At 43.3% G+C, this 13,791-nt stretch carries 15 protein-coding genes; 3 read left to right on the top strand and 12 right to left on the bottom strand.

Features of this window, described 5'->3' with window-relative positions; genetic code table 11:
- Positions 1-44 precede the first annotated feature (44 nt).
- The 4 genes from CD004_RS21715 to CD004_RS21700 all read right to left on the bottom strand — a co-directional run bounded on the left by CD004_RS21715 (position 45) and on the right by CD004_RS21700 (position 4,274).
- Positions 45-1,070: a LacI family DNA-binding transcriptional regulator gene (locus CD004_RS21715; protein WP_102264669.1), complete on the bottom strand. Its 1,026-nt coding sequence runs from the start codon at positions 1,068-1,070 to the stop codon at positions 45-47.
- A 23-nt stretch (positions 1,071-1,093) separates the two neighbouring features.
- Positions 1,094-1,915, bottom strand: a complete 822-nt coding sequence (locus CD004_RS21710) for a carbohydrate ABC transporter permease (RefSeq protein WP_102264668.1) — start codon at positions 1,913-1,915, stop codon at positions 1,094-1,096.
- Complete coding sequence (locus tag CD004_RS21705) at positions 1,915-2,775, bottom strand: carbohydrate ABC transporter permease (RefSeq protein ID WP_102264667.1); 861 nt, start codon at positions 2,773-2,775, stop codon at positions 1,915-1,917. The genes CD004_RS21710 and CD004_RS21705 overlap by 1 nt, the downstream gene beginning before the upstream one ends.
- Before the next feature lie 191 nt (positions 2,776-2,966).
- Positions 2,967-4,274: an ABC transporter substrate-binding protein gene (locus CD004_RS21700; RefSeq protein WP_102264666.1), complete on the bottom strand. Its 1,308-nt coding sequence runs from the start codon at positions 4,272-4,274 to the stop codon at positions 2,967-2,969.
- 436 nt (positions 4,275-4,710) lie between these two features.
- Between CD004_RS21700 and CD004_RS21695 the strand changes: the two genes are divergently transcribed.
- The 3 genes from CD004_RS21695 to CD004_RS24540 all read left to right on the top strand — a co-directional run bounded on the left by CD004_RS21695 (position 4,711) and on the right by CD004_RS24540 (position 6,883).
- Positions 4,711-5,571: a Cof-type HAD-IIB family hydrolase gene (locus tag CD004_RS21695; RefSeq protein WP_102264665.1), complete on the top strand. Its 861-nt coding sequence runs from the start codon at positions 4,711-4,713 to the stop codon at positions 5,569-5,571.
- Positions 5,572-5,654: 83 nt separating this feature from the next.
- Complete coding sequence (locus tag CD004_RS21690) at positions 5,655-6,752, top strand: PQQ-dependent sugar dehydrogenase (RefSeq protein ID WP_102264664.1); 1,098 nt, start codon at positions 5,655-5,657, stop codon at positions 6,750-6,752.
- On the top strand, positions 6,749-6,883 hold the full coding sequence (locus CD004_RS24540; protein WP_267892337.1) for a hypothetical protein: 135 nt from the start codon (positions 6,749-6,751) through the stop codon (positions 6,881-6,883). The genes CD004_RS21690 and CD004_RS24540 overlap by 4 nt, the downstream gene beginning before the upstream one ends.
- Positions 6,884-6,930: 47 nt before the next feature.
- Here CD004_RS24540 and CD004_RS21685 read toward each other — a convergent pair whose 3' ends face one another.
- From CD004_RS21685 to CD004_RS21650, 8 genes are all read right to left on the bottom strand, one after another.
- Positions 6,931-7,590: a TetR/AcrR family transcriptional regulator gene (locus CD004_RS21685; protein WP_102264663.1), complete on the bottom strand. Its 660-nt coding sequence runs from the start codon at positions 7,588-7,590 to the stop codon at positions 6,931-6,933.
- A 21-nt stretch (positions 7,591-7,611) separates the two neighbouring features.
- On the bottom strand, positions 7,612-8,643 hold the full coding sequence (locus CD004_RS21680) for an ABC transporter permease (RefSeq protein WP_102264662.1): 1,032 nt from the start codon (positions 8,641-8,643) through the stop codon (positions 7,612-7,614).
- Complete coding sequence (locus CD004_RS21675; RefSeq protein ID WP_102264661.1) at positions 8,633-9,355, bottom strand: ABC transporter ATP-binding protein; 723 nt, start codon at positions 9,353-9,355, stop codon at positions 8,633-8,635. Before CD004_RS21675 ends, CD004_RS21680 begins: the two co-directional genes overlap by 11 nt.
- 134 nt (positions 9,356-9,489) lie before the next feature.
- Complete coding sequence (locus CD004_RS21670) at positions 9,490-10,392, bottom strand: FixH family protein (RefSeq protein ID WP_102264660.1); 903 nt, start codon at positions 10,390-10,392, stop codon at positions 9,490-9,492.
- Positions 10,389-11,063, bottom strand: a complete 675-nt coding sequence (locus CD004_RS21665; protein ID WP_102264659.1) for an ABC transporter ATP-binding protein — start codon at positions 11,061-11,063, stop codon at positions 10,389-10,391. The genes CD004_RS21670 and CD004_RS21665 overlap by 4 nt, the downstream gene beginning before the upstream one ends.
- Positions 11,060-11,857 carry an ABC transporter permease gene (locus tag CD004_RS21660; RefSeq protein ID WP_102264658.1) on the bottom strand — a complete coding sequence of 266 codons (798 nt, stop codon included), beginning with the start codon at positions 11,855-11,857 and terminating at the stop codon, positions 11,060-11,062. Before CD004_RS21660 ends, CD004_RS21665 begins: the two co-directional genes overlap by 4 nt.
- The gene (nosD, locus tag CD004_RS21655; protein ID WP_102264657.1) at positions 11,821-13,155 is read right to left on the bottom strand and encodes a nitrous oxide reductase family maturation protein NosD; all 1,335 of its coding nucleotides are present in this window, start codon (positions 13,153-13,155) and stop codon (positions 11,821-11,823) included. Before nosD ends, CD004_RS21660 begins: the two co-directional genes overlap by 37 nt.
- Positions 13,156-13,157: 2 nt before the next feature.
- A complete protein-coding gene (locus CD004_RS21650) occupies positions 13,158-13,718 on the bottom strand; it encodes a hypothetical protein (protein WP_102264656.1) in 561 nt (186 codons plus the stop codon).
- Between the last annotated feature and the right edge of the window lie 73 nt (positions 13,719-13,791).

Raw genomic sequence — 13,791 nt, 5'->3', positions numbered from 1 at the left:
TGTATCCCGTTATTTTACATTAGTCATTTTGCGCTGTCCAAGACTTACTTATGAATCGGACCGCATGATTTCCGTTCAACCATCCGTGCCGGGATTGTGATTCTTTTCGGCAATGTATCCGGATTTTTAATGATTTCTATTAAACAGTTAGCCGCTTCGAAACCTAACTGGAAGATGTCGATATTAACAGAAGTCAGTTGTGGCTTCATATGCTCCGCAAGCGGTACATCATTGAAGCTGACAATTGAGATCTCTTCAGGCACCTTGATATTCAATTCCTCGGAATAACTCATAAGCTCGATAGCGGTAAAATCATCTGCCACTACGAGGGCGGTAGGCGGCTCATGGGAGGAGAAGAACCTCGTGATGCCTTCTTTTCCTTCAGACTTTAAGCATTGCTCATGGATAATATACTTTTCGTCATATGGGAGGCCAGCTTCCTGAAGGGCTTGTTTATATCCCTCTAGGCGGTCAATTGTAAAAACTTGCTCTAAATTAACACCGATAAAAGCAATTTTTCGATGTCCCAGCTTGATCAAATAATCAGTAACCTGTTTGGTAATATAAATATTGTCATTATCCACATAGGTGATCCGCTCAGCGTTCATGCTCGGGCGGCCTATGACAGTAAACGGAAACTTATGCTCCAGCAAGTAGTTCATGATTTTATCATCCGTTTTCGAATACAAAAGGATGATGCCGTCAACTCTGCGGCCCTGCACCATCGAAATGACCTGCTGGAAAATCTCCTCATCCGTGATGCCAGTCGTTAAATAAACTCCAAATTGGTGTTCATGGGCCTTCATGCTGATTCCCCTGATGACCTCGGGGAAAAACGGATTTTGCAATGCCTGGGTAGCTGAATTGGGCATAACAATACCGATTGTCTCAGTACTCCTTACCACTAGGCTTCGTGCCTGGAAGTTCGGGTGGTATCCCAGTTTCTCCATCACTTTCCGTACACGCTTCTTCGTTCCTTCATTGATATGAGGGTGATCTGCTATCACCCTGGAAACGGTAGAAGGTGACACACCGGCTGCCTTCGCTACATCTTTGATTGTGACTGCCATTGGTCGTCTCTCCTATAGTTCGATTATTTTACCGAGCCTTCTGAAACTCCCTTGATGATTTGCTTTTGGAGGAAGAAGTAAATAATGATGACTGGAATGATTGCGATCGTCAGTCCTGCCAGTGCAAGATGCCATTGTTTAGTATATTCCCCAAAGAAGAAGAACATCTTAAGCGGAATTGTTTCCATTCCTTGCTGATTGATGACAAGGGAAGGAAGCAGGTAGTCATTCCAGATCCAGATGATGTTCAGGATTGCCACAGTAACAGAGACCGGTTTAAGCATCGGGAAAATGATATGCCAGAAAATCTGGAATCGGTTCGCGCCATCGATCGTTGCCGCTTCATCAAGCGATTTCGGTATTCCACTCAATGTTCCGTGGTAAAGGAAAATCGACAAGCTTGCCCCAAAACCAAGGTACATGAAGATCAGTCCGCCCCGGTTGAGCATTTCGAGTTTACCGAAAATCGACACTAAAGGAATCATTACGGATTGGAACGGGATGAGCATTGCCGCTACAAACAGCATGAAAATGATGCCGCTCGTTTTGCCTCCACGCCTTGACAGGGCATAGGCAGCCATTGATGAAAAAATGATGATAACGGCCACAGCCAATACCGTGATCAATACAGAGTTGAAGAAGGTTTTAATAAAATCTAAACGTTCGAAAGCAACTGTGTAATTCTCGAATGAAAAAACATCGGGCAGCTTTAGCGTATCTTCGAACATTTCTCGTTTCGTCTTGAAAGAGTTGACAATCATCAGGTAAAACGGGGATAGCCAGATCAGCGCAAGGATGATGCCGAGAATTTCAAGAATGATTCTGCTCTGCTTCTTCTTTTTCATTACATCTCGACCTCCCGTTTTTTATTGATATATACCTGTGTAAGCGAAATAGCCGCAACAATCAGGAAGAAAATGACCGCCTTTGCCTGTGCGAATGCCATCGCATTTTCCACAAATGCCGTTTTGAAAATTTCCATCGCGACCATCTGTGTCGAATTGTATGGTCCGCCGCCAGTGAGCGACAGGTTCTGGTCGTAAAGCTTGAATGAGTTGGAAAGGGTCAGGAACAAGCTGACGGTGAACGCAGGCATGACCAGCGGGAAGGTGACGTGATAAAAACGCTGGAAGCTGTTCGCTCCGTCAATTTCAGCTGCTTCAAGCAATTCCTGAGGCACCCCTTCAAGGAATGAAATATAGATGACCATGATGTAACCAGCCATCTGCCAGCTCATCAAGATCGCCATCGCCCAGAAGCCCGTTGTCTCAGTGGACAGCCAACCTTCTAAAGCTTCAACGCCAATCAGTTCACCGACGCTCGCGAATACCTTTGTAAAAATGAACTGCCAAATGAAGCCTAAAATTAAGCCGCCAATCAGGTTTGGCATGAAGAAAATCGTTCTCAGGATATTATTCGTTTTAAATTTTTGCGTGACAAGCAATGCAAGGGAAATGCCAAAGAAATTGATCAGGAACACAGAAACAACAGTGAACTTTGTTGTGAACCATAATGCTTCTCTGAATTCTTCCTCAGCAAAAAGCGCTTTATAATGTTCAAGGCCTACAAATGAAGGTGTCTTGATCCCGTTCCAGTCAGTAAATGAGTAGTACACCCCGAATGCAAGCGGCAAAATGACCACAACAGCAAGTGCAAGCAAGGCTGGAGCCAGGAAAAGCCAGTACCAGAGGTTCCGGTTTCGCATCTGTAAATCCTCCTATCTTTGTGTTATCAAGGGAAGCTAATCTATTTCGTATCAAGATCAGAAGTATGTAGTCTACTGATTTTTGACGAGTACTCTTGATTCATCCAATGATTTTCCGAACCGCTTCATGGAAAAAAGATAGGAAACAAAACAGCCGCAGCCGTTCTGTTTCCTTCTTTAGTTAAAACCTATTACTTACGAGCTTCTGCCCAAGCCTTGGAAGACTCTTCTACTAATTCATCCCAAGTCATTTCGCCGCTCACGTACTTTTGGATGTTGATGCCAAGCTTTTCTTGACCCCATCCAGTTGGGTAACCCATGAATGTCCAAGCAAGTGTTTTGCCAGCTGAAGAGTATTCATAGATTTCTTTTGCAAGTGGGTCAGAGATTTTTCCAGCGTCATATCCTTCATATGCAGGAATGAATTTGAAATCTTCGATTACGGCTGTTTTACCTTCTTCAGAAGTGTATAGCCAGTCAAGGAATTCCTTAGCTGCTGCAACTTCTTTTTCATCTTTGTTGCTGTTTACAGCCCAGTACATTGGCACGCCAACAGGGATTGAATCTTCTTTGTAGCCTTCAACAGGGATTGGAAGGATTCCTACGCCGCTGTTAGCAAGCTCTTCGTCGATACCAGCGATTGAACCTGATACCCAGTTACCTTGCTGGATGATCGCTGCTTTGCCAGTTGAGAATAGCTCTTCAACTTGCTTAGCATAGTCAAGGCTTACAGTAGGCTGGTCAGAGTATTTATTTTGCAGGTCAAGAACTTTCTTGAATGCATCACCGTGTTCAAAAGTAACTTCCTTAGACTCGAAAGCATTGATTACGTTCTGGTCAAATTCAGGAGCAAGGAATACGTTTGAAAGGTGAAGTCCTGTTACCCAAGTTTCTTTTGCAGGAAGAGCAAATACAGATGTAAGACCAAGGTCTTTCTTTTTGCTGTCAAGCGTTTTTACAGCTTCTTCTAATGCGCTGTAGCTAGTGATGCTCTTTGGATCGATACCAGCTTTTTCAAAAATACCTTTGTTATAGATGAATCCATAGCCTTCCTGGTTGTACGGAAGTCCAAGTACTTTATCGTCTTTTGTTACGCCTTCAAGCGTTCCGCTAAGTGCAGCTTTTGCAGCAGCTGTGTCGGAAAGATCTGCAAGCTTATCTTCCCAATCTGCAACGTCCTGCGGTCCGCCTACGTTATAAATAGTAGGTTCATTGCCAGAAGCGAACTTCGATTTCAATGCAGCACCGTAATCTTCGCCGCCGCCGACAGTTGTGATGTTGATATCAACATCTTTGTTAGCTTCTTCATAAGCCTTTGCAATGTCTTCAAACTGATCCTTGAACTCAACCTTGAATTGGAAAATGTCAACGGTTACTTTGTCTCCGTCTTTTCCGCCCTCGCCTGAAGTCTTGTCATCGCTTGATGAACAGCCTGCAAGACCTCCTCCAATCAAAAGTCCAAGGGAAAGAACTGCTGGAAATAGCTTTTTTGCTTTCATTGTTGAGATACCCCCAAATATTTATATTTTTTTGCATGCAACCACATGCGTTCCGAAAGCGTTTGCATATTTTTGCATAAATCTTTAGCTGTGATTGATTTTATACAACACCTTTAAAACGCTTACATATACGAGGTGAAAATGTAGAAAACCTTGATATAAAAGGTTTATGTGCATTTCATACTTATATGCACCTTTATATGCAAACGATTGCAGCTTCGGATTCATAATAGCATATGAATTTTAGAATGACAATATGAAAGTTTTTAAGAAATTTAAATTTATAGATTATTAGTTCATGCCAGAAATGAAAGGGATATTTCGTGGTCATATCAATTTAAAAATTAGTATATACACGTATTATTTGCTGTCGAGAGTTTGAAGGTCTATCATGATTGTTAATACTGAAAAATAATGACTGAAGGTGAAGAAAGAAATGATTAAGTGCATAGCTACAGATATGGACGGGACGTTATTGACTGCTACCCAGCAGATTACTGCAGAGAATAAGGAAGCGATTTTAACAGCAAGGAAGCAGGGAGTAGAAGTCGTTGTCGCAACCGGACGTTCGTTCCAGGAAGCAAAATTCGTTCTTGAGGAATCCGGTTTAAAACTGCCAATGATCTGTGTGAATGGAGCCGAGGTTCGTTCCGAGGATGGGGAGATTGTTTCTTCAAGCCCATTGAATAAGGCGGAGGCCCGGCAGGCAGCGCTTAGGCTTGTAGAAAGCGGCGTGTATTTCGAGGTTTACACAAACAGAGGTACCTTTACTGAAGATGAGGATATGGCAATCACGATCATCGTTGATATTTTCTCAACCGCAAACCCAGAAGTGCCGATTGAAAAAATCGCTGAGGCCGCTGAGGAAAGAATGCATAAAGGGCTGATTACGAAGATCGACCATTATGACGAATTATTCGAGGACGACCAATATGAGATTTACAAGCTGCTGGCTTTTTCACTAGATGATAACAAGCTGGAAGCAGCAAATGATGGCCTGAAGGAAATCTCAGGGCTTGCAGTCAGTTCATCCGGGCATGAGAACATCGAAATCACAAGCCTTGATGCTCAAAAGGGCGTTGCCCTGGAAAAATTCGTTGCTTCAAGAGGGATCAGCCTGGAGGAAACGATGGCGCTTGGTGACAATTTCAATGATGTATCGATGCTTGAGAAAGTCGGCAAACCTGTAGCGATGGGCAATGCAGCTCAAGAAATCAAAGTATTATGCGGTGAAGTGACATTGACTAATGAAGAAAGCGGCGTCGGAAAAGCGATTATGAAGGTGCTGGAAGATTGATTTTTGAGTGAGTTAAGGACATCTTTTAGTGGATTTGGGCTTTTGATTTTAGAATGTACTATATATAGGAAAGGACGTGTGTCATGAAAAGATCCTTGTATGCGATGTTGGCAATGCTGATGGTGATTGTAGGCTGTTCAGGTGGCGGTGATGAAACGAAGCCTTCAGGCGAAGTGAATCAAAAACCAGAAGACAAAGAAGCGATTGCCCAGGCCGATCTGCTTGAGGTTGTTGCAGAAAATCTGGAAGTCCCATGGTCAATCAATAAAAGCGGCGAGACATTTTACTTGAGCGAACGCCCGGGTTCGATTGTAAAAGTGGAAGGCGGCAACACAGACAAACAGAAGGTTTCTTTTAAAAAGAAAGTTTCACAGGCAGCTGAAGCGGGATTTCTTGGCTTTGTGCTCGCTCCTGATTTCGAGCAGTCGAACAAGGCATTTGCTTATTATACATACGAGAATGGCACCGGGCAGTTCAATCGAATTGTCGAACTGACTTTGAACAATGGTGAATGGGTGGAAGGCAAGCTGCTACTTGATAAAATCCCGAGCGGACGCTTCCACCACGGCGGCAGGCTGAAAATCGGTCCGGATGGAAAGCTTTATGCCACGGCAGGTGATGCTGCAACCAATCCGGAAATCGCCCAGGATTTAAGTTCGCTCGGCGGTAAAATCCTGCGGCTGAACCTTGATGGGTCTGTTCCGGCAGATAATCCATTTGAAAACTCCTATGTATACAGCTATGGCCACCGCAATCCGCAGGGACTGGCCTGGTCGGAGGATGGAACACTCTATGCCAGTGAACACGGACCCTCCGCGCAAGATGAAATCAATCTGATTCAGGCTGGAAAAAACTATGGCTGGCCAGAGATAACCGGTGACGAAACGAAGCAGGGCATGGAAGCACCTATTTTCCACTCTGGAAGCGATACATGGGCACCATCAGGAATGGAAGCGTATGAAGGGAAGTTATATGTTGCAACTTTGAGGGGCAATGCCTTACGAGAGTTCGATCCCGCCGCGAAAACTACGAGAGAAGTAGTCACCGGATTAGGACGAATCCGCGATGTGATCGTTGATGGTGATGATTTATATTTCATCAGCAATAATACCGACGGCCGAGGCATCCCGAGTGAAGGCGATGATAAGCTTTATCGCGTAAAACTGGAGGATTTAAGATGAAAATCGGGAAGGAGTACCTGAAATGGTGCTCCTTTTCTTGTTTTGGAGAAGTACCGGATGTAGTTATTGGCGATAATTCGATTTTATTGGCGAAAAACAAAATTTATTCGCGAATTGGAAATTTCGCGTGATTTTTTCCAGTTCGCAAAACAAAAAATACCGGGTGAGAACACCCGGTTCAGTCTTTGCTGCTGTTTGGGCCTGCCAATCCATGCATGATGAATTGGATTGTCCGCTCTGTTTCTGCTTCATCATCCCAATCCGCTTCAGGCAAGATCATGTAGCGCGCAATCAAATAGCCAAAGATTGTTGAAAATGTCATCCTAAACACGCTGTAGGCCGGGATATCGATGATCTGGCCTTTTGCCTGATAATGCTCCACAAGCTTTATGAATTGAGCATATACTTTTATGGCGATATGCTCTTTGAACAATTCCTTTAATTCAGGGTGGAACGGAATTTCCTGCACCAGGATTTTAACGGTAGCAAGATTTTTGACAAGGAAGTCACGGCGATTCAAAAGCATGGCAGTAAGAAAATCTTCAAAATGCTCGTAATCCTGATGAAGAACCTTCTGCAGATCTTTTATGATAAAAGGTGCCACAAACTTTGCCATCACTGGAGCGACAATTGCCAGCAGCAAATCCTTTTTCGTTTTATAATGCCTGAAAATCGTACCTTCAGCGACGCCTGCCTTTTTGGCAATTTCGCTCGTTGACGTGGCGGAATATCCTTTATCAGCGAAGGACTCGATGGCAGATATGATAATTTTCTTCTGCTTCTCAGTCAGTTCTTCGCCGTCCATTATCTCGTCAATTTTTAGATCTGGATCAGTCATCTTTTACTCCTTTCACCACAGTTAAACTGCGCGGTGTTTCCGCAGTGCCAAGATATTCAAGAAGATAAATAAAGCTGAAAACCCGGCTAGCATCAACATATTACCATAGATGGCATCCCATCCATATCCTCTCACCATAATATCACGCAAAGCCTCGGCGGCATAATAGAGTGGTGTGACCGGCCCAAGCCAGCTCAGCCAATCAGAAATCGTATCGAGATTGATCAGACCAGAGAAGAAAAACTGCGGCACGATGATGATTGGGATGAATTGTATCATCTGGAACTCGTTGTTCGCAAACGCGGACAGCAGTGTACCGAGCGTCAGCGCCGTCATTGACAGCATTAAGGTAATCAATAATACATAGAAAAAGGAACCTTCCATCAGCATACCGAGGACATAAATCGCATAGGAGGCAATCAGTGTCGCTTGCAGCATCGTAAAGAGCCCGAATCCCAGTACATAACCGATGACAATTTCCCATTTCCGCAACGGGCTTGACAGTAGTTTTTCAAGTGTACCGCTTGTTCTCTCCCGCAAAAAAGAAATCCCGGAAATGAGGAACACAAAGAAGAAGGCGAAGAATCCCAATAATACCGGTCCAAAATAATCAAACTGGCCCATATCTTCTGTACCATGGATATAATCAACGTCCATTTCCAATTGTCCCTGTGACGGCAGCAGCTGTTTTGTTGCCTGCTGCATCCATTTCATAACAGCGCCGTTCACAGATGGGTCGCTGCCTTCAAGTACGATTTTATCCAGAATAGGACCTTCAAAAACGACATACCCATCGATTTCTTGGTTCAATGCATCCTCTTCAGCAACTTTCACAGACTCATATTCTGTTATTTTTGCTTCATCTATATCGAGTTTCTCCATCACAGGCTCCGGTACATCGACCAAACCTATCTTAGGAATATAGTTTTCCCCGTTAAAAACAAGATGGAGCATCGTCAGGATCAGGAGTGGAGCGACAAGCATCATTGCAAGGGTTCTTTTATCCCTAAGGAATTGACGGATAATCCTGATCACTAAAGCTCTAATTCTCATGCTGGACACCTCCGTATGCTAAAAATGCTTCCTCGACGCTGGCAGACCCAGTCTTTTCCTTCAATTCTGCAGGAGTGCCGACCGCTATCAGACGGCCATCTCGTATCAGTCCCAGTCTGTCGCATTTTTCTGCTTCGTCCATTACGTGCGTTGTAACGATCAGCGTTTTTCCCTGAGCTTTCAAATCATAGAAACCTGACCAGATGCTCTGGCGCAACACAGGATCGATGCCGACAGTCGGCTCATCGAGAATCAACAATTCCGGCTCATGCAGCAGTGCTGAAGCAAGGGAAAGACGACGTTTCATGCCGCCAGAATAATTGGTTACCAGTTTGTTAAGATGTTCAGATAAATCGACAAGCTGCATTACTTCTAAAATACGTTTTTTTCGGTGCGTGCCCTTCAAACCGAACAAGGAGGCAAAGAATTCAAGATTTTCTTTTGCCGATAATTCAGTATAAAGTGCGTCCGATTGAGCCATATAGCCGATTCTTTCAATAAGCTTTAAGGAAGGCATCTTCTCGCCGAAAAGAAAATTTTCACCTTCGCTTGGAGACTCCAGACCAACAAGCTGCCGAACTAGAGTGGTTTTTCCCGCTCCAGAGGGTCCAAGCAGCCCGAAAATTTCGCCGCCTTCAATTTCTAAGTTGATATTTGTTAAGACATCATGCTTACCATATCGTTTACTTACATTTTTAATTGAAACAATCATTGAACCTTCACCATCCTTTTTAAAAGTGAGTAATCACTCACTAAGATCATAACGCAAATATTTAACTTTGTATAGTGAGTAATCACTCACAAAATTTAACGAAAAACGACAAAAAAGCCCTCAAATAAGAGGGCCTACATAATCTCGATTTTTAAGGAGTTCACCTGGCTGACCAATAGCTCTTCATATTCCTTTTCAGCTGTGAAAAGAATCTCTTGTTCACCTGCTTTTGGATTTTCCTTTTTCACCTTTTCAATTAAATCGTTCTGGACCTTTTGTGTCAGGACAATCCGGGCGTATTGCTGCTCCTGGATACCCCAGAATTTTTCTTCGCCATATTGTGCAATCAGTTTTTTTGCTGCATCTGAGCTGCTGTATTGAGCGCGTACTTTTTCAATGGCGCCGTTCACTTCCTGATCTGTTGCCTCATGTCCTTTTTCGAGGCCAAGCATCGCCATGGCCCTCAGCCTGATGATTTGTGTCAATAGCTGGTTTTTGTCCTGGTTCAGTTTCTCCTGGTTATCCCAATAAGCAAGTGCTTCATCAAGCTTTTCTCCGGTATATTTTTCCCGGTCTGTTTCGCGGTTGATTTCAATGTGTAGTTTATTGATGAACTGGTAAAATTCCAGGTCTTCATCTGTAATCCATTCACCATTGATGGAAGCAACACCTTCCGCTTTTTTAACATTCAGGTTAACAACTTTTTCTTGAATAGATCCGTCCTTTTCAATAGTGAAGGCTGCTTCCCATTCTCCTGGCATTGAAAATTCGGCATTTCCGGAATAAACACCATCAGATCGTTCTTCCAGTACAACATCAATCGTCCCATGGTCCATGCTGGCCATCGCAAACTCAGCTGCGATATGGAGGTCCTTTACAGTGGTTCCATCTTCCGTCACCTTGATCTCAAAGTTTGACTCTTTCCCGTTTGCAAAGACTGGTTCTTTGGTGATTTCGAGTTTCCAATCCGGCTCCGCGCTGCATCCGGCTAACAGGATCGCTAACAATAAGAACAAAGATACAAATAGCTTTTTCATTTTTTCATGCCCCCTAATTCCTGAATTCTTAAAAAATCATCGACTGTGTATTTGGTCATTTTCCCGTTATCTAAAAAAGCTACATGTGTACAGATTTGTTTGATCTCCTCCAAATGATGAGAAGAGAGCAGAATGGTTTTACCTGATAAAGAGTGAAGAACTTCCAGGATCTCTTTGCGGCCCATTGGGTCAATGCCACTTGTAGGTTCATCAAGAATCAAAATGTCGGAATCCTGATAAAGAGTGATGGCAAGCCCCAGTCTCTGGAGCATCCCTTTCGAATAGCCCTTGATAGTCCTGGCTCGGTCTTCCCAGAGTCCCACGGACATCAAAATCTGCTCTATTTTTTTTGTATCCGCTTTTCCTTTGCCAGCCTGGGCAAAGAAAACGATATTTTCATAGCCTGTCAAAGAGGGATATAGCATGAATTTTTCCGGCAAATAGGCAATCTCGTTTTTCCAGCGGTTATTTCTTTTGCGAGGCTTGCCATTCACCATTATTTCGCCTTTCTTGATGGGAATCAGTCCAAGCAAACTATTGATAAATGTAGATTTGCCAGCTCCGTTTCTGCCAACGAGGGCACATACTTCGTTTTTCTCGATAGAAAGGCTGATATTGTTCAAGATTTCATTATTGCCATATGATTGTGTCAAACCAGAAACGCTGATCATTCAAAACCCTCCTTACGATGCAATAGAACGGAACTGATAAATGTGGCAGCCATCCAGAATATAAGGCTGGCTCCAAGGAATGCACCCGGCTGCAGCCACATGAAGGACTTCAATAGACGCGACATGTGCCCAAATGAGTAAATCCCTACACCTGTTTCAAGATACATCCTTACTGCCTGTATTGGATTCAAAAAGTAGGCAATCGAGAATAGCTTTACATTCTCATGGGTCACACCCTGGATGATGGATAACAGGGCAAAGTCATGTAAGAAAAAGAAATAGAACCAAATGATGACGGCAATACCGGCAATCTGCATTCTTGACCTGCTGATACTCCCTACCAGGGCACCGATTTGCGTGAACACCAGCATGAGGACAGTGATAGAAAGAACAAAGACAAGATAGGTTCCGATATCAGCTTTAAAGAAAATTTTTAAAGGAATAAGGAATAAGAAAAACCAGGTGATTACTGGTGTAAGAAATACTAAGTGCATCCCAAAGCTCTTTTTGGCGAGAAATGTCCAATAGCTTTCTTGTTTGGTCAAAAGCATGACCAGTGTTTTTTGCTCTTTTTCCTGGAAGATAGAGAAAGCGCCCATGAATAAGTACAGAATCGGGATAAAATAAATCAGTGTGTCGAACAGGTTGATGAGCAAGATATACAAACCCTGATCATAGGAAAGAGAAGTTGATCTTACAAGCAGCAGAACAGAAACTAGTATGATTGTACCGATCGCAAGCCAGAGCCCTTTGCCTCTTATATTTTCCTTCCATTCCTTCCAAATGAAATACATAGCAGTTTTCTCCTTTTTGCGAAGATGGCCGTTGCGAAGACGGCAATTATGATAATTACGGGCAGGTAGGGTATTGATTTCCGCCCGTTAACCAGAGGATACTGATCCTCAAACATCGTTTTATCTTGATCCAGCAGCCGATTCAGTTTTTCATAGATGGTAATGGCCGGACTTTTTAGGAAAAGATAGATAAGTTCCTGATCCTCAATCAGTTCATATAGTGAGGATTTATAGATTGCCGGACTGTCACCCACACCATCCTGGTCGAGATCGAGTAAAGGGAAAGACCTGCCCCAATCATTGCCGATTCCTTCAAAGCTCCAGTCATTCCTGCCAGTGCCTCCCAATGTGACAGCTGGTATGGTGTTTTCTTCAATCGTATTTCCAGTGAAAATCTGTTCGTTTGAACTCGCCCATAGCTCGATTCCAATCTGGTTTTGTGAGAGATGGTTCGACCGAATCAGATTATTGGTAGATTGATCTATATATAACCCTCTTTGATTCATGTAGAAAGTGTTGTTCTCAATGTTATTTTCGTTTGCTGATAATACCAGCAGTCCAAAAGAGCGATGTCCATAATTAAAGATGAACTGGTTGTTTTCCAGCTTGAGCTGGTTGGAGTGCATGATGGCTGCCCCTCCTGTATTAAAGGTGAATATGTTGTTTTTAAATTCGTTGCGGTCTGAGTACATATAATGCAGACCGTAACGTGTTTTCGAAATTTTATTGTTTAAGGCTTTATTGTCATTGGCATAATCGAAAAACATTCCATCTCTTGTGCCTTCAATATAATTGTTTTTTAATAGGTTGCCGTTTGAATAATAGATATGCAGGCCATTTCCCTGGGCTGCTATTTCTCCTTTGCCAAGGCCTTCTACACTTACATTTTCAATCGTATTGTTATGTGCTTTGCTTAAATAAACTCCATGGAACGATTGGTCAATCCTGATATTCCGGATGATGTTCCCATCTGTATACACCTTGATCGCTGCGTATTCTTCCGGGCTGTTTCGGTCCATTCCGCTATGTGTGACTTTGAGGTCTGAAATGGTGACACCAGAAGCGCGAACAGAAATGACATTGCCTTTGCCATCTCCTTCAATGACAGTCCCTTTCTTTCCAGTAAGGGTAAGCGGCTTATCAATCACTATGTTTCCAATGTAACTAGTGCTTTCAAGCTGGATGATTGCGCCATCTTTGGCTGAATCAATGACGGCCTGCAGGTTTTGTGCTGCCGTCCCCTTTTCCGGAAAAGTAATGGCGGAAAGGAGCAAGAGCAGCCAAAGGATTTTTTTCATGGTCAACGATCCTTCCAAAGGGGAATGAGAATCAGGATGAATGCTGCTAATACTAAAAAAGAACCAGTGCCAAGGTAGCTGTTAGTAATGAAATTTGCGAGTGTATTCTCACCAATAATCGGCGGGACAAAAGGATCTACTTTTATCGGAGCGGTTGGGCTTAAATCCGTTCCAAAGTCATGTAGCCAGCGGCGCAGATCCCAGACACCCAATAAACCGCCAATTGAAAATAATCCAATCAGGAAATAAAGAACTTTTTTTCTCCTGAGAACGGCTGTGATCAGAGTTAGTAAGGCTAATCCGCCAATCAAATACTTAAGGTAAGTGAGTTCTGGAAAGTTTTCTTCGCTGAAGCCTTTCATGCCAATATAGTGGTTGAGCCCATTGACGATATCGATTTCGCCCTCCAGTTTGTCTGGATAGACTATGATATTCAAACCTTCTGGATATTGAGGAGCAAAAAACTCCATGCCCCACCACGGGAAAAATAAGGAAGAGCCTATCAATACAGCAGCTCCAGCTATCAATCCAGAGGAAAGGATTGAGAGTTTTTTTCCGGCCAAGGGAATCACACCTTTCTGTTTGAGTGATTTAAAGGGGTGAGGGTATCAACTTTAGAGGCTGATACCCTTCACC

The organism is Mesobacillus jeotgali, assembly GCF_002874535.1.
Lineage (GTDB): Bacteria > Bacillota > Bacilli > Bacillales > Cytobacillaceae > Mesobacillus > Mesobacillus jeotgali.
The sequence above is the reverse complement of the archived record's forward strand: the minus strand, read 5'-3'. Positions and strand labels throughout refer to the sequence as shown.

Bases quoted from the DNA above. Each gene is read 5' to 3' on its own strand.
- CD004_RS21715 (WP_102264669.1), bottom strand. From the start codon at position 1,070: ATGGCAGTCACAATCAAAGATGTAGCGAAGGCAGCCGGTGTGTCACCT.
- CD004_RS21710 (WP_102264668.1), bottom strand. From the start codon at position 1,915: ATGAAAAAGAAGAAGCAGAGCAGAATCATTCTTGAAATTCTCGGCATC.
- CD004_RS21705 (WP_102264667.1), bottom strand. From the start codon at position 2,775: ATGCGAAACCGGAACCTCTGGTACTGGCTTTTCCTGGCTCCAGCCTTG.
- CD004_RS21700 (WP_102264666.1), bottom strand. From the start codon at position 4,274: ATGAAAGCAAAAAAGCTATTTCCAGCAGTTCTTTCCCTTGGACTTTTG.
- CD004_RS21695 (WP_102264665.1), top strand. From the start codon at position 4,711: ATGATTAAGTGCATAGCTACAGATATGGACGGGACGTTATTGACTGCT.
- CD004_RS21690 (WP_102264664.1), top strand. From the start codon at position 5,655: ATGAAAAGATCCTTGTATGCGATGTTGGCAATGCTGATGGTGATTGTA.
- CD004_RS24540 (WP_267892337.1), top strand. From the start codon at position 6,749: ATGAAAATCGGGAAGGAGTACCTGAAATGGTGCTCCTTTTCTTGTTTT.
- CD004_RS21685 (WP_102264663.1), bottom strand. From the start codon at position 7,590: ATGACTGATCCAGATCTAAAAATTGACGAGATAATGGACGGCGAAGAA.
- CD004_RS21680 (WP_102264662.1), bottom strand. From the start codon at position 8,643: ATGAGAATTAGAGCTTTAGTGATCAGGATTATCCGTCAATTCCTTAGG.
- CD004_RS21675 (WP_102264661.1), bottom strand. From the start codon at position 9,355: ATGATTGTTTCAATTAAAAATGTAAGTAAACGATATGGTAAGCATGAT.
- CD004_RS21670 (WP_102264660.1), bottom strand. From the start codon at position 10,392: ATGAAAAAGCTATTTGTATCTTTGTTCTTATTGTTAGCGATCCTGTTA.
- CD004_RS21665 (WP_102264659.1), bottom strand. From the start codon at position 11,063: ATGATCAGCGTTTCTGGTTTGACACAATCATATGGCAATAATGAAATC.
- CD004_RS21660 (WP_102264658.1), bottom strand. From the start codon at position 11,857: ATGTATTTCATTTGGAAGGAATGGAAGGAAAATATAAGAGGCAAAGGG.
- nosD (WP_102264657.1), bottom strand. From the start codon at position 13,155: ATGAAAAAAATCCTTTGGCTGCTCTTGCTCCTTTCCGCCATTACTTTT.